General features: G+C 68.4%; 18 protein-coding genes. 3 read left to right on the top strand and 15 right to left on the bottom strand.

Annotation, left to right across the window (positions count from 1 at the left end):
- Positions 1-29: 29 nt before the first annotated feature.
- Positions 30-380: a TraR/DksA family transcriptional regulator gene (locus tag KOL93_RS04195; RefSeq protein ID WP_221584073.1), complete on the bottom strand. Its 351-nt coding sequence runs from the start codon at positions 378-380 to the stop codon at positions 30-32.
- Positions 381-464: 84 nt separating this feature from the next.
- Here KOL93_RS04195 and KOL93_RS04190 point away from each other — a divergent pair, with 84 nt between their 5' ends.
- A complete protein-coding gene (locus KOL93_RS04190; protein WP_221584072.1) occupies positions 465-908 on the top strand; it encodes a hypothetical protein in 444 nt (147 codons plus the stop codon).
- A gap of 39 nt (positions 909-947) precedes the next feature.
- Positions 948-1112 carry a hypothetical protein gene (locus KOL93_RS04185; protein WP_221584071.1) on the top strand — a complete coding sequence of 55 codons (165 nt, stop codon included), beginning with the start codon at positions 948-950 and terminating at the stop codon, positions 1110-1112.
- A 134-nt stretch (positions 1113-1246) separates the two neighbouring features.
- On the opposite strand, the gene ilvC is transcribed toward KOL93_RS04185, so the two are convergent.
- The 6 genes from ilvC to KOL93_RS04155 form a co-directional block, all read right to left on the bottom strand.
- Positions 1247-2272 (bottom strand): ketol-acid reductoisomerase, encoded by a 1026-nt coding sequence (ilvC, locus tag KOL93_RS04180; protein WP_221584070.1) that lies wholly within the window; start codon positions 2270-2272, stop codon positions 1247-1249.
- 36 nt (positions 2273-2308) lie between these two features.
- Positions 2309-2818, bottom strand: coding sequence for an acetolactate synthase small subunit (gene ilvN / locus KOL93_RS04175; protein WP_221584069.1), 510 nt, complete (start codon positions 2816-2818; stop codon positions 2309-2311).
- Between the two features lies 1 nt (position 2819).
- Positions 2820-4625, bottom strand: a complete 1806-nt coding sequence (locus tag KOL93_RS04170) for an acetolactate synthase large subunit (RefSeq protein WP_221584068.1) — start codon at positions 4623-4625, stop codon at positions 2820-2822.
- 45 nt (positions 4626-4670) lie between these two features.
- Positions 4671-6380: a dihydroxy-acid dehydratase gene (ilvD, locus tag KOL93_RS04165; protein WP_221584067.1), complete on the bottom strand. Its 1710-nt coding sequence runs from the start codon at positions 6378-6380 to the stop codon at positions 4671-4673.
- A 75-nt stretch (positions 6381-6455) separates the two neighbouring features.
- Positions 6456-7250 (bottom strand): trehalose-phosphatase, encoded by a 795-nt coding sequence (gene otsB / locus KOL93_RS04160; RefSeq protein WP_221584066.1) that lies wholly within the window; start codon positions 7248-7250, stop codon positions 6456-6458.
- Positions 7247-8668 carry an alpha,alpha-trehalose-phosphate synthase (UDP-forming) gene (locus tag KOL93_RS04155; RefSeq protein WP_221584065.1) on the bottom strand — a complete coding sequence of 474 codons (1422 nt, stop codon included), beginning with the start codon at positions 8666-8668 and terminating at the stop codon, positions 7247-7249. The genes otsB and KOL93_RS04155 overlap by 4 nt, the downstream gene beginning before the upstream one ends.
- 89 nt (positions 8669-8757) lie before the next feature.
- Here KOL93_RS04155 and KOL93_RS04150 point away from each other — a divergent pair, with 89 nt between their 5' ends.
- Positions 8758-9027 carry a hypothetical protein gene (locus tag KOL93_RS04150; protein ID WP_221584064.1) on the top strand — a complete coding sequence of 90 codons (270 nt, stop codon included), beginning with the start codon at positions 8758-8760 and terminating at the stop codon, positions 9025-9027.
- On the opposite strand, the gene KOL93_RS04145 is transcribed toward KOL93_RS04150, so the two are convergent.
- The 8 genes from KOL93_RS04145 to KOL93_RS04110 all read right to left on the bottom strand — a co-directional run bounded on the left by KOL93_RS04145 (position 9028) and on the right by KOL93_RS04110 (position 18555).
- Positions 9028-10032 carry a LacI family DNA-binding transcriptional regulator gene (locus KOL93_RS04145; protein ID WP_221584063.1) on the bottom strand — a complete coding sequence of 335 codons (1005 nt, stop codon included), beginning with the start codon at positions 10030-10032 and terminating at the stop codon, positions 9028-9030.
- Positions 10033-10072: 40 nt separating this feature from the next.
- Entirely contained in the window at positions 10073-11326 is a 1254-nt protein-coding gene (locus KOL93_RS04140) for a D-arabinono-1,4-lactone oxidase (RefSeq protein ID WP_221584062.1), read from the bottom strand.
- A gap of 87 nt (positions 11327-11413) precedes the next feature.
- Entirely contained in the window at positions 11414-12925 is a 1512-nt protein-coding gene (arfA, locus tag KOL93_RS04135) for an arabinosylfuranosidase ArfA (protein ID WP_221584061.1), read from the bottom strand.
- 16 nt (positions 12926-12941) lie between these two features.
- A complete protein-coding gene (locus KOL93_RS04130; RefSeq protein ID WP_221584060.1) occupies positions 12942-13865 on the bottom strand; it encodes a carbohydrate ABC transporter permease in 924 nt (307 codons plus the stop codon).
- Positions 13865-14785: a carbohydrate ABC transporter permease gene (locus tag KOL93_RS04125; protein ID WP_221584059.1), complete on the bottom strand. Its 921-nt coding sequence runs from the start codon at positions 14783-14785 to the stop codon at positions 13865-13867. Before KOL93_RS04125 ends, KOL93_RS04130 begins: the two co-directional genes overlap by 1 nt.
- A gap of 62 nt (positions 14786-14847) precedes the next feature.
- A complete protein-coding gene (locus KOL93_RS04120; protein ID WP_221584058.1) occupies positions 14848-16200 on the bottom strand; it encodes an extracellular solute-binding protein in 1353 nt (450 codons plus the stop codon).
- Between the two features lie 138 nt (positions 16201-16338).
- Positions 16339-17844, bottom strand: a complete 1506-nt coding sequence (gene araA / locus KOL93_RS04115; protein WP_221584057.1) for an L-arabinose isomerase — start codon at positions 17842-17844, stop codon at positions 16339-16341.
- An 18-nt stretch (positions 17845-17862) separates the two neighbouring features.
- Positions 17863-18555, bottom strand: a complete 693-nt coding sequence (locus tag KOL93_RS04110) for an L-ribulose-5-phosphate 4-epimerase (protein ID WP_260405928.1) — start codon at positions 18553-18555, stop codon at positions 17863-17865.
- Positions 18556-18564 lie beyond the last annotated feature (9 nt).

Genomic DNA, 18564 nt, shown 5'->3' with positions numbered 1-18564 from the left:
CGCCGAATCTGTGGAGAGATCGCGACGTCTCACCGCGCGCAGCCGACGCACCGCGTCGCCATCGGGCGCACGCGCAGCCGCGCCATCGGAATCCGGCGCCCACACGCGGCGCAGACACCGAACGCGTCGTCATCCACGCGCGCGAGAGCGGCGTCGATCGCCCCCAGTTCGGCACGGGCGTCGGCGTCGACCCCCACCAGCCTCGACCACTCGGCCGCGAGCGTCACGCCCTCCGGATCATGTTCATCATCCGCCGTCGCCGCCGAGCGCGCGTCAGCGAGCTCGTTCAGGTCCTCGCCGCCGCGCCGCCGAGCTCGCAGCACCGACTCGCGATGCTCTTCCAGGAGGGCGCGGAGCTCCGCGCGGTGTGCGGGCGTCATGGTCCGACACCGTAGACGGACTCTCCCGGGAACGACAGCGACGCCATCCGAATACGCCGTCGGGAACCGCCGTGACTCGATAGTGTGATCGACATACGGACGCGTGCGGTTCGGCCAGCCGCTGCACGCAGAGCCACGCTGCCGCTTGGCATCGACGAGAAAGCTGCCCTCATCACGAACCCCACCATCTCCCCTGCGTCCTCCGCACGCGGCGGCAGGAAGCTCGCCCTCACGGCGTTCGTCCTCGCCCTCCTCGGGTTCCTCCTCCCCCCGGTGACGCTTCTCATCCTCGTGCCCATCGACGGGTCCGGGTCGGAGCCGATCGCCTGGATGATGCTGGCGCCCGTCGCCGCGATCGCCGGCGTCATCATGAGCGTCGCAAGCCTCATCGTCGCGATCGTGTGCCTCGTCCGACGTGCTCGCGGCCGCGGGTGGGCGATCGCCGCCCTCGTCCTGGACGTCGTCGTGGCCTTCCTCGCGGTCGGAGCGATCGCCCTGTTCATCGCCCTCCTCAGCTTCGCCGGCTGACTTCGCGCCGGCCGGATCCCCGTCAGCATCTTCGTCCGCGTGCTCCTCGGGCTCGTCGGATTCGGTGCCATCATCGCGTGGGATCGCGCGTACGCCGACCACCTGCCCGAGGGCGGGATAGCGACCTTCTCCGAGGACGTCTCCGTTTCCGTCCCCGCCACCGGCGATGTCATGTTCGAGGGGTGCATCCATCCCCAGAGCTGACGCGAGAGCCCCCGCGGCATGACGTGGCACGGGGCACTGCTCGGGACGTCGGATCGGCGCGTCGGCCTGGACTGAGCGGGTACGCGAAACCGCCCCGCACCGATTCCGGTGCGGGGCGGTTCTGCGGGAACGGATCAGCGAGCCGCCGTGCCCTCGACGTAGTCGTCGTCGGAGTTCTTCCACGAGAACAGCGAGCGCAGCTGCTGACCCGTCTTCTCGATCGGGTGCTGCTCCTCGGTCGCACGGAGCTTCTGGAACTCGGGACCGCCGGCGTCCTGGTCGTCGATGAAGCGCTTCGCGAACGCTCCGGACTGGATGTCGGCGAGGATCCCCTTCATCGCGTCCTTGACGTGGGCGTCGATCACGCGGGGACCGGACACGTAGTCGCCGTACTCGGCCGTGTCGCTGATGCTCCAGCGCTGCTTGGCGATGCCGCCCTCCCACATGAGGTCGACGATGAGCTTGAGCTCGTGGAGCACCTCGAAGTAGGCGATCTCGGGCTGGTAGCCGGCCTCGGTGAGCGTCTCGAAGCCCGCCTGCACCAGGTGGCTCATGCCACCGCAGAGGACGGCCTGCTCGCCGAACAGGTCGGTCTCCGTCTCCTCGGTGAAGGTCGTCTTGATGACGCCCGCGCGCGTGCCGCCGATGCCCGCGGCGTAGGAGAGCGCAAGATCCCAGGCGGATCCGGTCTCGTCCTTCTCGACGCCGATGATGTCGGGAATTCCGCGCCCGGCGGCGAACTCGCGGCGGACGGTGTGCCCCGGCGCCTTCGGCGCGATGAGGATCACGTCGACGCCCTCGGGCGCCTCGATGAGGCCGAAGCGGATGTTGAAGCCGTGTGCGAAGGCGATCGCCTTGCCGGGCGCGAGGTGGGGCTTGATGCCCTCCGCGTAGATCGCGCGCTGGTGCTGGTCCGGCGCGAGGATCATGACGACATCGGCCCACGTCGTGGCGTCGGCGACCGACTTCACGTCGAAGCCGTCGTCCTGGGCCTTCTGCGCCGACTTGGATCCCTCACGCAGCGCGACCGTGACCTCGACGCCCGAGTCGCGAAGGTTCTGGGCGTGCGCGTGGCCCTGCGAGCCGTAGCCCACGATCGCCACCTTCTTGGACTGGATGATCGACAGATCGGCGTCTGCGTCGTAGAGGATCTCTGCCACTTTGTGCTCCTTGATCAATGTGTGGTCTGTGAGTGCTTATGCGCGCAGAGCGCGCTCGGAGATCGACTTGGGGCCGCGGCCGAGCGCGAGCAGCCCCGACTGCGAGATCTCCTTGATGCCGAAGGGCGTGATCGCCTTCTGGAAGGCGTCGACCTTGCCCTGGTCGCCCGTGATCTCGATCACGACGGAGTCGGACGCGTAGTCGACGACGTTGGCTCGGAAGAGGCTCACGACCTCGAGGACGTTCGCTCTCGTCGTATTGTCGGCGCGCACCTTGACCAGCATGTGCTGGCGCTGCACGGACGCCGCGGGATCGAGCTCGACGATCTTGACGACGTTGATGAGCTTGTTGAGCTGCTTCGTGACCTGCTCGAGGGGCAGCTTGTCGACGTCGACCACGACCGTGATGCGCGACAGCCCCGGGACCTCGGTCACCCCCACCGCGAGCGAGTGGATGTTGAAGCCGCGGCGAGCGAACAGACCGGCGACGCGCGTCAGCAGGCCCGGTGTGTCCTCGACGAGGAGGCTGAGAACGTGCTTCGACATGTCAGTCCTCCTCACCGAACGCCGGGGAATGCTCCCGCGCGTATTGGACATAGCTGTTGCTCACGCCCTGCGGGACCATCGGCCACACCATCGCGTCGCTCGAGACCACGAAGTCGATGACGACGGGGCGATCGTTCGTGTCGAGAGCGAGCTGGATCGCGTCGTCGATCTGATCTTCGCGCTCGACACGGATCGCAAGGCAGCCGTATGCCTCGGCGAGCTTCACGAAGTCGGGGATCCGCTTCGTGTCGTGGCCCGTGTTGAGATCGGTGTGCGAGTAGCGCCCGTCATAGAACAGCGTCTGCCACTGGCGCACCATGCCGAGCGACGAGTTGTTGATGATGGCGACCTTGATGGGGATGTCGTTGAGCACGCACGTCGCGAGCTCCTGGTTCGTCATCTGGAAGCAGCCATCGCCGTCGATCGCCCAGACGGGGCGGTCGGGCTCGCCGACCTTGGCCCCCATCGCGGCAGGCACGGAGTACCCCATCGTTCCGGCCCCGCCCGAGTTGAGCCACGAGTTCGGACGCTCGTACCTGATGAACTGCGCCGACCACATCTGGTGCTGACCCACACCCGCCGCATACACGCCCTCGGGGCCCGTGAGCTCGCCGATGCGCTGGATGACCTGCTGCGGAGCGAGCAGGCCGTCGGTCGACGGAGCGTATCCGAGGGGGTACTGGTCTCGCAGACCACGCAGATACTGCCACCACTCGGCGTACTCGGGCTTCTGACCCGACACCGTCGAGCGGTAGGCCGTGTCGAGATCGACGAGGACCTCCTTGACGTCGCCGACGATCGGGACGGTCGCCTGCTTGATCTTGCCGATCTCGGCGGGGTCGATATCGACGTGCACGATCTGCGCGTGGGGAGCGAACAGCTCGGCCTTGCCGGTGACGCGATCGTCGAAGCGCGCCCCCAGCGACACGAGCACGTCGGCCTCCTGCAGGGCGAGGACCGCCGGGACGGAGCCGTGCATGCCGGGCATGCCGAGGTGCTGGTCGTGCGAGTCGGGGAACGCGCCGCGTGCCATGAGCGTCGTGACCACGGGGGCGCCCGTCGTCTCCGCGAACGCACGGAGCTCCTCTGCGGCCTTCGCCCGGATCACGCCGCCCCCGACGTACAGCACCGGCTTCTTCGCCTCGGCCAGAAGCGACGCCGCGGCCTGGATCTGCTTGCCGTGCGCCCGGGTGACGGGTCGGTAGCCGGGCAGGTCGAACTTCGGCGGCCACACGAACGGCGCCTCGGCCTGCTGCGCGTCCTTCGTGATGTCGACCAGCACCGGCCCCGGACGGCCCGTGCTGGCGATCTCGAACGCCTGCGCGATGGCGGCGGGGATGTCCTCCGCCTTCTTGACGAGGAAGGAGTGCTTCGTCACCGGCATCGTGATGCCGACGATGTCCGCCTCCTGGAACGCGTCGGTGCCCATGAGGGTCGAGAACACCTGACCGGTGATCGCCACGATCGGAACGGAGTCCATGTAGGCGTCGGCGATCGCCGTGACGAGATTCGTGGCGCCGGGACCCGAGGTCGCGATCGCGACGCCGACGCGACCGGTCGCCGCGGCGTATCCCTCGGCCGCGTGACCGGCGCCCTGCTCATGGCGCACGAGGATGTGGTTGAGCGACTCCGCGTTCATGAGCGCGTCGTACGCGGGGAGGATCGCGCCGCCCGGCAGTCCGAAGACATCGTCGACGCCGAGCAGCTCGAGTGAGCGGACGACGGCGGCAGCGCCCGTCATGACGGGTGCATTCGACGAGGTGCGGGCCGGAGGGCGTGGAACAGCGGTGGTGGGATCTGCGGGCATGAGGCTTCCCTGATCGATTCGAACGGCAGACGGCGACGGAGGGCGTCAGCCTGTGATCGCGCCCAGTGCAGCGGAGTGCACGAGCTTCGAGTACTTGGCGAGAACGCCGCGGGTGTAGCGCGGGGGCAGCGACTCCCAGCCGTCACGGCGGGAGGCGAGCTCAGCCTCATCGACGAGTAGGTCGAGAGTGCGAGCTGCGACATCGACCCGGATCAGATCGCCATCGCGCACGAATGCGATCGGACCTGCGTCCACCGCTTCGGGTGCAATGTGGCCGATGCACAGGCCGGTTGTGCCGCCGGAGAATCGACCGTCCGTCAACAGTAGTACATCCTTGCCGAGCCCCGCGCCCTTGATGGCCGCGGTGATCGCGAGCATCTCGCGCATGCCCGGTCCGCCCTTGGGGCCCTCGTACCGGATGACGACGACGTCGCCGGCCTGGATCTCTCCCCGGGTCAGCGCGTCCATCGCGGCGCGCTCGCGCTCGAACACGCGCGCGGGCCCCTCGAACACCTCGGCGTCGAATCCGGCGGTCTTGACGACCGCGCCCTCGGGAGCGAAGGATCCGCTGAGGATCGTGAGACCTCCCGTCGCGTGGATCGGGTTGTCGAGCGCGCGCACGACCGTGCCGTCGAGCGGCTCGGGTGCGAGCTCCTCGAGGTTCTCGGCCAGCGTCTTGCCCGTCACCGTGAGCGCGTCGCCGTGGAGCAGGCCCGCGTCGAGCAGCGCCTTCATCACGACGGGCATGCCGCCCGCGCGGTCGAAGTCCTGAGCGACGAACTGGCCGAACGGCTTGACGTCGGCGAGGTGGGGCGACCGCTGGCCGATGCGGGTGAAGTCGTCGAGGGTGAGGTCGACGCCCGCCTCGTTCGCGATCGCGAGCAGGTGCAGGACCGCGTTCGTGGATCCGCCGAGCACCATGGCGACCGTGACGGCGTTCTCGAACGCCTTCTTCGTGAGGATGTCCTTCGTCGTAATGCCCTGGCGGAGCATCTCGACAACGGCCTCACCGGAGCGGTGCGCGTAGGTGTCGCGGCGGCGATCGGCGCTCAGCGGCGTCGAGGAGCCGGGCAGGCTCATGCCGAGCGCCTCGGCGATGCACGCCATCGTGTTGGCCGTGTACATGCCGCCGCAGGCGCCTTCGCCCGGAGCGAAGCCGCACTCGATCTTCTTGAGGTCGGCCTCGCTCATCTGGCCCGCTTTGCAGGCGCCGACGGCCTCGAACGAGTCGATGATCGTGATCGTCTTCTCGGTGCCGTCCTCGAGCTTGACCCAGCCGGGCGCGATCGATCCGGCGTACAGGAACACGCTCGCGAGCTCGAGGCGCGCGGCGGCCATGAGCATGCCGGGGAGCGACTTGTCGCAGCCAGCCAGGAGCACGGTGCCGTCGAGCCGCTCGCCCATGACCACGGTCTCGACGCTGTCGGCGATGACCTCTCGGCTGACGAGCGAGAAGTGCATGCCCTCGTGGCCCATCGAGATGCCGTCGGAGACGCTCACTGTCCCGAACTGGAGCGGGTAGCCGCCCCCGGCGTGAACGCCTTCCTTCGACCCCTGCGCCAGGCGGTCGAGCGAGAGGTTGCAGGGCGTGATCTCGTTCCAGCTCGACGCGATGCCGATCTGGGGCTTGTCCCAGTCGTCGTCGCCCATGCCGACAGCGCGGAGCATGCCGCGCGATGTCGTGGCTTCGATGCCGTCGGTCACCACGCGACTGCGCGGTTTGATGTCGATTCCAGTCGCCTGCTTCTCACTCACGTTCGCAGTCTATTCCCAGTAGCGAATGCGTCCGACCGCGTCGTCGATCTGCGAAACGCGCTGTGCGGTGCGCGATCAGGATGCTCGATATGCCGCCAACGCAGTGAGCACGGCGGCGAGCTCGGGCGTGTCGGCCACCGTCACGTCGGCGGCCGTCTCGCCCTCCCCCACGCGGATCCCGAGATCGCCGTCTTCGAGCGAGCGCAGCGCGTCCTCATCCGTCACGTCGTCGCCGGCGAACACGACCGCATCGGCCGCGGTCTCCTCGCGCAGCTCGGCGATCGCCGTGTCCTTGCCCTCGTGGCGCCACGAGTACTCGAGGACGTGCTTACCGACGCGGCGTCGCCAACGCGGCGCGCGCTCCGACATGAGCGCGTCGAGTGCCGCGCCGGCACGCTCCTCGACGTCGGGCGACGCCGTGCGTGTGTGGAGCGCGAATCCAAACGACTTGTCCTCGATCCACGCGCCGTCGAACGGCTCGACGAGACCGTGCGCCTCGCCGATCACCCGCTCGGCCTGCCCCACGGCGCGATCGTCATCGAGCGCGACCGGGCGCATACGCGGCGGGACGCCCGCAGGACGCCAGTGCTCGGCGCCATGCGACCCCGCGAGCCAGACCGGGGACGCATCGTCGTGCTCCGCGATCACACGCAGGTCCGCCAGGGAGCGTCCGGAGACGAAGGCGACCGTCGTGCCCGGTGTCGCCGCAAGCGCCGCCACGGCCGCCTTCGCGTCAGGGGTCGCGCGCGCAGACATCGGGTCGGCGACCAGCGGCGAGAGGGTCCCGTCGAAGTCGACGGCGACAAGAAGGCGAGGCAGACCCGCGAGGTGTCGCAGACGGGCGTCGACCCCGGGGTCGATGGCGGTCATCGCGTCTCCCTCCGTCTGTCGCGCAGCTCGCGGAGATCATCGAGGAAGGTGCGTCCCCACTTCTCGACGTCGTTGTCGATCACCTTGCGGCGCATCGTCTTCATGCGCCGAGCCTGCTCCGGCGCGGGCATCGCGACGGCTCGCATCATGGTCTCCTTCATCGCCTCGATGTCGTGCGGATTGACGAGAAGGGCGCTCCCGAGCTCATCGGCGGCGCCGGCGAACTCGCTCAGCACGAGTACGCCGGTGTTGTCGCCCCGGACCGCCACGTACTCCTTCGCGACGAGATTCATGCCGTCGCGCAGCGCCGTCACCAGCATGACGTCGGCGGCCAGGTAGAGCGCCACCATCTCCTCGCGGGGGTACCCCTGGTGGAGATAGCGGATGGCGGTGTTCTCGACCGTCGAGTAGTCGCCGTTGATGCGCGCGACCGTCTTCTCGATCTCGTCGCGGAGGTCCTGGTAGGCCTCGACGCCGGGGCGGCTCGGGCTGGCGATCTGCACGAGCGTGGCCTCGTGCCCCTTGATCTTGCCGTCCGCCAGCAGCTCGCCGTACGACTTGAGTCGATGACGGATCCCCTTCGTGTAGTCGAGCCGGTCGACCCCGAGCATGAGCTTCTGCGAGCCGATCTGGTCGCGGATCGCCTGCGCCCTGGCGATGATGTCGGGGCGGCGGGCGAGCTCGATGAAATGGTTCGCGTCGATCGAGATCGGATAGTGCTTGGCGATCGAGAGACGCGACGCTCCGTCGCCCTCGGGCACCTGGACCGTGTCGCCCTTCGTCGGGTACTTCAGGAGGCGGCGGATCGACCGCTGGAAGTTCCCGGCGTCGGCCACGCGCTGGAACCCGATGACGTCGGCGCCGAGGAGTCCCTGCAGCACCTGCGTTCGCCAGGGAAGCTGCGCGAAGAGGGCGTACGCGGGGAACGGGATGTGATGGAAGTACCCGATCGTGACGTCGGGGCGCAGCTCGCGCATCATCTGCGGGACGAGCTGCAGCTGATAGTCCTGCACCCACACGAAGCCGCCCTCGGCGACGACGTCTGCCGCGGCTTCGGCGAACCGGCGGTTGACGGTGACGTACGAGTCCCACCACGACCGCTTGAACTCGGGCGCGGCGATGACGTCGTGGTAAAGCGGCCAGATCGTGCCGTTCGAGAAGCCCTCGTAGTAGTCACGCAGATCATCGGGTGTGAGCGTCACAGGGACGAGGAGGTTGCCGTCGAACTCGAACGGCTCGACCTCGAGGTCGGCCTTGCCTCCCCACCCGACCCACGCGCCGTCGAGGTTCTGCATCACCTGCTCGAGGGCGGTGACGAGACCGCCGGGCGAACGACGCCACGTCGGCTCGCCATCTGGTCCTTCCACGCGGTCGACGGGGAGTCGATTGGCTACGACGACAAGATCCGCTCGAGACATGACGTACCTCCGGGTCGCTCGCCAGCCTACTGAGGCGCGCGTTCGCGGAGCAATGCCGAGATCCCCCGGTGGCGCGCTACCGTGGTCCCATGCGCAAGTATCTCCTCGGCACGGGAATCATCGGCGCCGTCACGAGCGGCTGGTCCCTCCTCAGGGGCTCCGGCCACCAGGACTTCACGTGGCGCGTGGCGCTCGCGTGGCTCAGCTGGGGCATCACGTTCGCGCTCTCTCTCGGCATGATCCGAGACATCCGCAAGGCGTCGCGCGGCGAAAGCGTCTCGGAGGACTCGCCGATCTCGGGTCACGAGCGCAAGTACGCGACGTCGGTCACCTCGACGCCCAAGGGTCGCAAGAAGTAGTCAGCCCCCGGTCGACTCCCGCTCGACGACACGGAAGTCGGCCAGCATCGTGCGCGGTGCGGCGGTCGGATCCTCGATGCGCTCGACGAGCGCCTCGACCGCACGCTGGGCGATCCAGTCGCGACCGGGATCGACGGTCGTGAGCGTGGGAAGCGAGTAGGCGGCCTCGCTGATGTCGTCGTATCCGATGACGGCGACGTCGCTCGGGACATGATGCCCCGACTCCTCGAGCGCGCGGATCGCCCCGAAGGCGAGCGTGTCGTTGAGCGCGAAGACCGCGTCGAACTCGACGCCGCGCCCGAGCAGCTCGCGGGTCGCCTGGAGGCCGTCGACGCGATGCCACTCGCCCGCCGACGCGACGAGCGACTCGTCGTACGGCACGCCGCGCGCCGTCAGGGCCTCGCGGTACCCGCGCAGGCGCAGCCCCGCGGATCCGATGACCTCGCCCTCGTGCGCGCCGACGATCGCGATACGCGTGCGTCCGCGGTCCAGCAGGAACTCCGTCGCGGCGCGCGCGGCCGCGACGTTGCGCATCGTGACATGGTCGACCGGTCCGTCGAAGATGCGCTCGCCGAGCAGCACGAGCGGGTAGTCGACGGCGAGGTGCTCGGCGTCGTCCTGCCCCATCTCGAGGGGGCTGAAGATCACGCCGTCGGTCATCCGCAGGCGCGGTGTGCGCAGCAGCTCGATCTCGCGTTCGCGCGTTCCGACCGTCTGCTCCACCTGCACGGCGAGATCCAGCTCCTCGGCCGCCGCGATCACCGACGCCGCGAGCTCGGCGAAGTAGCTCAGCGACAGGTCGGGCACCGCGAGCGCGATCACGCCTGTGCGCCCCGAGCGCAGATTCCGCGCGGTCTGGTTCGGGGTGTAGCCCAGCGAGGCGATGGCCTGCTGGACGCGCTCCCGTGTCGACGACCGGATATGCGGGTAGTCGTGGATCACGTTGGAGACGGTCTTGATCGACACTCCCGCCTCACGCGCCACGTCCTTCAGCGTCGCCGCCATTATTCCCCCTCTGCGCGCATGTCGTCACTCGCTCCGTGGCTCACAGACCGAGCCGACGCGTGTATGCGTTCTGGAATCGCCCGGAGGGGTCGATCCTCTTCCGCAGATCGCGGAAGTCGTCCCACTGCGGATAGAGCGCACGGATCCGCGCGGGATCCATCGTGAACAGCTTGCCCCAGTGCGGGCGCGCGTCGAACGGGTCGAGCGCCGCCTCGAGGATCGGCAGGATCTCGCGAACCGCGGGCTCGTCGTGGTGCCATGTGAAGTGCAGCCCGACGGAATCGCGGCCGTTCGACGGGCTCAGCCAGAGGTCGTCGGCGGCGATCGTCCGGATCTCGCAGATGTGGAGGTGCGGCGAGATGCGATCGGCGATGCCGCGCACGGCCTCGATCGCGGCGGCCGCGTCGGCACGTGGCAGCAGATACTCGCTCTGCAGTTCCGCCCCGACGGACGGGGTGAAGTCGAGCCGGAAGTGCGGCAGCTGCTCGTACCAGGGGCCGGAGATGCCCCCCTGCGCACCGCACGCATCGGGCGCGACGCCCGGGATCGGGTGCCGCGGCCCGTCGGCGGCGCGCGCGCCGAGCGCCGCGACGCGAGCGAGATCGATCTCGCGGCCGGCTCGCGTCTTCACCCACAGCTGGTCGGCGTGATCGGGTTCTCGCCACGTCGTGAAGATGCTCACGCTGTCGCCGAGCGATGTCACACCGTCGACGTCCTCGAGGATCCGGTCCCAACGCGGCGCATCGAACACCGTCTGCGCGACGTCGTACGCGGGCTCCGTCTCGAGCTCGAGCTCCGTCACGATGCCGAGCGACCCGAGGTGCACGACCGCGCCGGCGAAGTCGGCGTCGCCGCGACGCAGCGTCACGAGGTCGCCCGAGGCGGTCGCGAACGTGAGCGCGCGCACGGCCGCCGCGAGCGACGGCGTGCGGTCACCGGATCCGTGCGTGCCGGTGGCGACGGCGCCGGCGACTGAGATGTGCGGCAGCGATGCGAGATTCGCGAGCGCTCTGCCCGACGTGTGCAGATCGAGCGCGATGTCGCCGTAGCGGGCGCCGCCGGAGATCCGCGCGACGTCGCCGTCGATCTCGACGTCGTGCGGCAGGCGCTCGAGCGAGACGAGCGTGCCGTCCGTGTCGGCGATGTCGTTGAAGCAGTGCCGCGTGCCGAGCGCGCGCACGGATCCGCCGCGGGCCAGCATCTTGCGCAGCGCACCGACCGATTCCGGGCGCGCGATGCGCGCCGCCCCGTATGTCAGGTTCTCGGCCCAGTTGCGCTCCGACGACATCGTCATCCTTGTTCTCCGTTCGAATGAGCGCGCGGTTCCCGCGGGCGACCACGAAGTCGAGATCGCCCGCGGGAACCGCGCAGATCAGCCTCGTCAGCCGAGGCTCAGCGCCGTCCAGGATACGGCCGGCAGCGTCACCGTGAGCGTCCCGTCCGAGATCCGCGCCGACGCGTTGGCCTTCGGCGCCACCCGCTCGCGGTCGTCGAGCGTGTTCTTCGCGTGGATGTCGTCGTCGGAGATCGTGTGCGTCTCGCGCACGGTGACGTCCCCGAGACCCGCGACGTCGATCGACAGCTCGAGCTGCTCGGACTGCGAGCGGTTCACGAGGAACACGGCCGCCTCGCCCGTCTCCGGATCCCGCGTCGCCACGGCGTCGACGAGGGGCACCTCGCCGTACTCCGCGGTCTCGTACGTCGGCGCGTCGAGCTTGAGCTCGAGCGCCTCGCCGCGCGCGAGTCGCGACGTGATCGAGAACGGGAAGAACGTCGTCTGACGCCAGGCCGGGCCGCCGGGCTCGGTCATGATCGGCGCGATGACGTTGACGAGCTGCGCGAGCGACGCGGTCGTCACGCGATCGGCGTGCTTCAGCAGCGAGATCATGAGGTTGCCGAAGACGACCGCGTCGACGACCGAATAGTGATCCTCGAGCAGGCGCGGGGCGACGGGCCAGTTCTCGATGCCCGTCATCCGCTCCTCGTCGTGGAAGCGCCGCTGGTACCAGACGTTCCACTCGTCGAACGAGATGTCGATCTTCTTGGACGAGCCCCTGACTGCGCCGACGTGATCCGCGGTCTTCACGACCGTGTCGATGAAGCCGTCCATGTCGACCGCCGAGGCGAGGAACGAGCCGATGTCGCCGTCCTTCGCCTCGTAGTAGGCGTGGCACGAGATGTAGTCGACGTCGTCGTAGGTGTGGTGGAGCACGACGCGCTCCCACTCGCCGAACGTCGGCATGTGCGCGCTCGAGGATCCGCACGCGACCAGCTCGACGCGCGGGTCCAGCTGGCGCATCGCCTTCGCCGTCTGCGAGGCGATCTTGCCGTAGTCGTCCGCCGACCGGTGGCCGATCTGCCAGGGCCCGTCCATCTCGTTGCCCAGGCACCAGATCTTGACGTCGAACGGATCCTTCTCACCGTTCGCGATGCGGCGGTCGGACAGCGCGGTTCCGCCGGGGAAGTTGGCGTACTCGAGCAGGTCGAGAGCCTCGGCGGTGCCGCGCGTGCCGAGGTTCACGGCGAGCATGAGATCGCTGCCGACCTTGTCGAGCCACGAGCGGAACTCGTGCATGCCGACCTCGTTGGTCTCGGTCGAGTGCCAGGCGAGGTCGAGCCGGCGCGGACGCTCCTCGCGGGGCCCGACGCTGTCCTCCCACTTGAAGCCCGACACGAAGTTGCCCCCGGGGTAGCGGATCGTCGCGACACCCAGCTCGCGCACGAGCTCGATGACGTCCTGGCGGAACCCCTCGGCGTCGGCCGTCTCGTGGCCGGGCTCGTAGATCCCGTCGTAGACGTGACGCCCGAGGTGCTCGACGAACCCGCCGAACAGATTGCGGCGGATGGGCCCGACGGTGAAGTGCGGGTCGATGGTCATGCGTGCGGTGGGCACAGGTACTCCTTCGGTGTTACTTGATGCTTCCGATGGCGAGCCCGCCCTGCCAGTACCGCTGCAGGAACAGGAACGACAGGATCAGGGGCAGGATCGAGACGAACGCACCGGACGTGATGAGATTCCAGACCTGCTCGCCGCCCGCACCCGCGTTGGACAGCACGGTCCAGCGGTTGAGGCCGACGGTGACGGGCAGGAGCGACTCATCTGTCAGGACGACGAGCGGCAGGAAGAAGTTGTTCCAGACGCCCACGATGGCGAGCAGGAGCACCGTCACGATTGCGGGGCGGAGCATCGGCAGCGCAACCTGGAAGAACGTCCGGAACTCCCCCGCCCCGTCGATGCGGGCTGCTTCGAGCATCTCGTCGGGCACGGCGTCCTGCGTGTAGATGCGCATGAGATAGACGCCGAACGGGTTGAGCAGCGACGGCAGGATGACGGCCCAGGCGGTGTTGATGATCCCGTAGTCGCTGAGGAGCACGAACGTCGGGACGGCGAGCGCCGTCGGCGGCACCATGATGGCGCCGAGGACGAACCCGAACACCACGCCGCGTCCCTTGAAGCGGTACTTCGCGAATCCGTATCCCGCGAACACGGCCAGGACGGTGGCCCCGAGTCCGCCGGCGAAGGCGTACAGGAACGAGTTGCCCATCCACTGCCAGTAGACGCCGCCCTTCTGCGTGAACAGCCCGACGATGTTGTCGAAGAAGTGCGTGATATCTCCGAACCAGAACGGCCCCGTGTTGAACAGCTCCGGCGTCGACTTCGTCGCGGCCACGAACAGCCACCACAGCGGGAAGACGAAGTAGATCGCGAGGATCACGAGCAGGGCGTGGGATCCGATCCGCCGCCCGCCGGTGCGCTTGCCCGCACCGCGGTTCACGCGCTTCGGGAGGCCGGTGACGGTCGTATGCGTGGCATCGTCGATCTTCGTGGACATCACTTCAGTCCGCTCTGCTTGCGCGTGAGGAAGAGGAACAGGAACGACCCGATGAACACGATGAGTCCGAGGGAGAACGCGATCGTCGAGGCGTAGTTGAACTGGCTGTAGTTGAACGCCAATGCGAACACGTACATGTTCGGCGTGTACGACGCCGTGATAGATCCCTCGGCGACGCCCCGGAGGACGACGGGCTCCGTGAAGAACTGAAGGGTTCCGATCAGGGCGAACGTGAGCACCATCACCATCGACGACGAGATCATCGGGATCTTGATGCGCAGCGCCGTCTGCAGGCCGCTCGCGCCGTCGATGCGGGCGGCCTCGTAGATCGACGGGTCGATCGACCGCAGCGCGGCGTAGATGACGATCATGTAGTAGCCGGACCACTGCCACGTGACGACGTTGACGAGGGCCCCGAAGATCGTGTCGGGACCGAGCAGGTTGGGGGTCTCGGCGCCGAAGATCGTGAAGATCGTCGCGGCGGGACCGAAGCGCGGACTGTAGAGGAAGCTCCACATCAGGGCGCCGATCACGATCGGAATCGAGTACGGCACGAAGATGAGCAGCCGTGTGAGACTCGCGAGGCGCGTCGCGAGCGTGTCGAGCAGGAGCGCCGCCACGAGGGCCACGCCCAGCTGCATCGGGATCATGACGATCCCGTACAGGGCGACGCGTCCGAGTCCTTCGAGGAACAGCGGATCCGTGAACGCGCGCGCGTAGTTGGCGAGCCCCGTGAACTGCTCGCCGCCCGCGAGGGTCGATTCGAACAGGCTCATCCAGAAGGCGTAGCCGAGCGGGATGACGAGGAACAGCGCGAAGACGACGAGGAACGGCAGGACGTAGATCCAGCCGAACCACTGACGCTTCAGGCCGCCTCGGCTCCGCTGCCGACCTCCGGTGACCAGAGTTGCGGTAGTCATGATGTCTCCTGATCACCGCGGGGCCGGCCCCGCCGGACGGGAGGCCGGCCCCGCGGGCGTCGTCACTCGGTGAGCTCGAAGCCCTGGTTGGTGGCGTACGTCTCGAGCGTCTCCTGGAGGTCGTCCAGCGCCTGGGAGGCGTCCTTCTCCCCCTCGGCCATCGCGAACATCTGCTCGTTCGTCTGGTCATAGGCGTAGACCTGGAACGGGCTGAACCCGAAGCCCGAGTAGCCCGCCGCCGCCTCGAGGAAGACCTCTTCGTTGATCTTCTGACCGTCGAAGAAGGGGTACTCCTTCTGGGCGAATTCCTCGGACTCGAGGACCGGCGTCCACAGCGGGAAGAGGGCGGCCTCGTCGATGCCGATCTGCCACGCCTCCTCGGTGCGCATGATGTCCATCGCGACCGTGGCGGCCGCGTCGAGGCGCTCCTCGGGTGTGTGCGTCGTCACGGCGAACGTGGATCCGCCCCAGTTGATCTGGGCGGGGTCGGCGGGATCCCACTGCGGAACCGGAGCGGCGCGCCACTGGGCATCCGCGTCGGCGTCCTCGAGACCACCGAGGTAGCCGGGGCCCCATGCCGCCGCGACGTAGACCGCGTACGTTCCGTCGACGAGCTTCGTGTTGTACTCGGCCGTGAACGCATCGTCTGTCGCGACCAGGCCGTCCTGCACCATGCCGTCCCAGTACTCCATGACCTGCTTCGCCTCGTCGCTGTTGACGTCGATGCCCGTCTCCGTGGGCTTCGCCGCGTCGTACGAGAACGGCTCGGCTCCGGCCTGCGCCATCAGGGCGTAGAGGTAGGCGCCGCCGTTCGGCGGGAAGTCGGCGAGCACGCCCGGCGCGCCCTCGTCCTGAAGCTTCTGCGCGGCTTCTCGGAACTCCTCCCAGGTCGTCGGAACCTCGATGCCGTACTCGTCGAAGATGTCCTGGCGGTACAGCATGCCCATCGGCCCACCGTCCACGGGAATCGCGTAGACGCCGTCGCCGCTGGAGACGTCCTGCCAGGCGCCCTCGGTGTACTCGCTCGCGAGCTCGTCGGCGCCGTGGTCGGAAAGGTCGACGAGCCCCTCCTGGATCGAGAACGTCGGGATCTGCTCGGACTCGAGCATGATCACGTCGGGAGCACCCGAGCCGGCCTCGAGGGCCGTCGAGAACTTGTTGTACTCGTCAGCGCCCTGACCGGCGTTGGTCCAGCACACCTGGATGTCGTCGTGCGTCTCGTTGAACAGGTCGACGACCTGCTCGAAGGCGGGATACCACGCCCAGACCGTGACCTGGGTCGCTTCGTCGTTCTTGATCTCGTTCGTGCACGTGGCTTCTGCGCCGCTGCCGGAGCATCCCGTGAGGGCGGCCGCGGCGACGGCGACCGTGCCGCCGGCGGCGAGAAGCCTCTTCCTGAACGCGCTGCTTGTCATGATGCTGTGGGTCCTCTCGGTGTTCGACACCGTTGTCTTCCGGGGATCTACAACGTTGTAAGTAAACGTTGTAGAGACAGTGTGACGTGAGGCCCGCGAGGGTGTCAACCCCTCGCGGGCCTCGTGTGCTGCCTGGGCTCAGACGCCGCCGGCGATGTGGTGGTAGACCTGGTTCCACTTCAGTTCACGCTGGAACGCGGGAACCGTCGTCGTCTCGTCGATCACGACGAGCTCGACCTCCGCCATCTCGGCGAAGTCACGGAACGCCTCGATGCCGACGGCCGTCGACATCACCGTGTGGTGCGCAGCACCCGCGGTCATCCAGCAGGCGGCGCTCGTCGGCAGATCCGGCTCGGGGCGCCACACCGCGCGACCGACCGGCAGCTTCGGCAGATCGGGAGCCTCGACGTTCTCCACGACGTTCGCCGTGAGCCGGAACCGCGAGCGCATGTCGCTCATCGCGACCACGACGGCGGGGCCCGGATCGGCCGTGAACACGAGGCGCACGGGATCCGACTTGCCGCCGATGTCGAGCGGGTGGATCTCGACGCGGGGCTTCGCCGTCGTCAGCGACGGCGCGACCTCGAGCATGTGCGCTCCGAGGATCCGCTCCTCACCGGGGGTGAGGTCGTACGTGTAGTCCTCCATGAGGCTCGCGCCGCCGGGAAGCCCGGTGCCCATGACGTTCGCGACGCGCACGAGGACGGCCGTCTTCCAGTCCCCCTCGGCGCCGAAGCCGTAGCCGTCTGCCATCAGACGCTGAACGGCGATGCCCGGGAGCTGCGTGAGCGATCCGAGATCCTCGAAGTTCGTCGTGAACGCCGTGAATCCGCCGTTCTCGAGGAAGGTGCGCATGCCGACCTCGATCGCGGCGGCATCGCGCAGGGCCTGGTGGCGGTCGCCGGCCGGCAGAAGCTCGGGCGCGACGTCGTAGAGACGCAGGTACTCGGCGACGACGTCGTCGATCTGGGTCTCCGTGACGTGCGCCACCATGTCGGCGAGCTCGTTGACACCCCAGGTGTTGACCGAGACTCCGAACCGCAGCTGCGCCTCGGTCTTGTCGCCCTCCGTGACGGCCACGTTCCGCATGTTGTCGCCGAACCGGCACACGCGCATCGTGCGCGCCGCCGCGAGCCCCGCGGCCGCACGCTGCCACGTCGCAACCTCGTCCACCACGCGGGGGTCGCTCGCGTGGCCGACCACCGTCTTGCGGGCCTTGCCGAGGCGACTCTCGATGTAGGCGAACTCGCGGTCGCCGTGCGCGGCCTGGTTGAGATTCATGAAGTCGAAGTCGATCGTCTGCCAGGGCAGCTCGACGTTCGCCTGCGTGTGCAGGTGCAGGAGCGGCTTGCGCAGGGCGTCGAGACCCGCGATCCACATCTTGGCGGGGCTGAAGGTGTGCATCCACGTGATGACGCCGATCACGCGGTCGTCGGCGTTGGCGTCGAGCATCGCGCGACGGATGGAATCCGGATCCTTCAGGACCGGCTTCCACACGACGGGCGCAGGCACGCCGTCGGCGCCGTCGAGCAGGGAGGCGACCTCCTGCGACTGCTCGGCCACCTGACGGAGGGTCTCATCTCCGTAGAGGTCCTGGCTTCCGGTGAGGAACCAGACCTCGCGGTCTGCGTAGGGCTTCGTCATGATCGTCCTTCCCCAGCGTCAGTGCTGGCCGTATACGTTCTGGTAGCGGTCGTAGAGCGAGTCGATCGACTTCTGCGGGATCGGCAGCGGATCCCCGAGCTCGCGCGAGATGTGCACCGTGCGTGCGACCTCCTCGAGGAGAACGGCTGTCTTGACGGCCTTCTTCGCGTCGGCCCCGATCGTGAAGGGGCCGTGGTTCTGCATCAGGACGGCCGTCGAGCGGTGCCCCGAGAGCGTCTCGACGATGCCGCGTCCGATGGAGTCGTCGCCGATGATCGCGAACGGGCCGACGGGGATCGGACCGCCGAACTCGTCGCCCATCATCGTCAGGACGCAGGGGATCTCCTCCCCGCGCGCCGCCCACGCCGTGGCGTAGGTCGAGTGCGTGTGCACGACGCCGTTGACGTCGGGCATGTGGCGGTACACGTATGCGTGCGCGGCCGTGTCGGACGACGGGCTGCGCTCGCCCTCGAGGAGTTCGCCGTCGAGGTCGCACACGACCATCGCGTCGGCATCGAGGTCGTCGTAGCTGACGCCCGACGGCTTGATGACGAGCAGGTCGGGGTGTCCGTCCGCTCCGGGCACGCGCTCGGAGACGTTGCCGGCGGTCCACGCGACGAGCTCCCATCTCGGCAGCTCGGCGTGCAGGTCGGCGACGCGGCTCTTCGCCTCGTCGACGGCGCCGCGCATCGCGGCGGGGATCTCGGTCATCGTGGTCTC

It is taken from the genome of Microbacterium salitolerans, from assembly GCF_019720895.1.
Classification (GTDB): domain Bacteria; phylum Actinomycetota; class Actinomycetes; order Actinomycetales; family Microbacteriaceae; genus Microbacterium.
This window is presented reverse-complemented; position numbering and strand designations above follow the sequence as displayed.

Coding starts and splice junctions, on each gene's coding strand:
- KOL93_RS04195 (WP_221584073.1), bottom strand. CDS start 380: ATGACGCCCGCACACCGCGCGGAGCTCCGCGCCCTCCTGGAAGAGCAT.
- ilvN (WP_221584069.1), bottom strand. CDS start 2,818: ATGTCGAAGCACGTTCTCAGCCTCCTCGTCGAGGACACACCGGGCCTG.
- KOL93_RS04170 (WP_221584068.1), bottom strand. CDS start 4,625: ATGCCCGCAGATCCCACCACCGCTGTTCCACGCCCTCCGGCCCGCACC.
- otsB (WP_221584066.1), bottom strand. CDS start 7,250: ATGACCGCCATCGACCCCGGGGTCGACGCCCGTCTGCGACACCTCGCG.
- KOL93_RS04155 (WP_221584065.1), bottom strand. CDS start 8,668: ATGTCTCGAGCGGATCTTGTCGTCGTAGCCAATCGACTCCCCGTCGAC.
- KOL93_RS04150 (WP_221584064.1), top strand. CDS start 8,758: ATGCGCAAGTATCTCCTCGGCACGGGAATCATCGGCGCCGTCACGAGC.
- KOL93_RS04145 (WP_221584063.1), bottom strand. CDS start 10,032: ATGGCGGCGACGCTGAAGGACGTGGCGCGTGAGGCGGGAGTGTCGATC.
- KOL93_RS04140 (WP_221584062.1), bottom strand. CDS start 11,326: ATGACGATGTCGTCGGAGCGCAACTGGGCCGAGAACCTGACATACGGG.
- KOL93_RS04130 (WP_221584060.1), bottom strand. CDS start 13,865: ATGTCCACGAAGATCGACGATGCCACGCATACGACCGTCACCGGCCTC.
- KOL93_RS04125 (WP_221584059.1), bottom strand. CDS start 14,785: ATGACTACCGCAACTCTGGTCACCGGAGGTCGGCAGCGGAGCCGAGGC.
- KOL93_RS04120 (WP_221584058.1), bottom strand. CDS start 16,200: ATGACAAGCAGCGCGTTCAGGAAGAGGCTTCTCGCCGCCGGCGGCACG.
- araA (WP_221584057.1), bottom strand. CDS start 17,844: ATGACGAAGCCCTACGCAGACCGCGAGGTCTGGTTCCTCACCGGAAGC.
- KOL93_RS04110 (WP_260405928.1), bottom strand. CDS start 18,555: ATGACCGAGATCCCCGCCGCGATGCGCGGCGCCGTCGACGAGGCGAAG.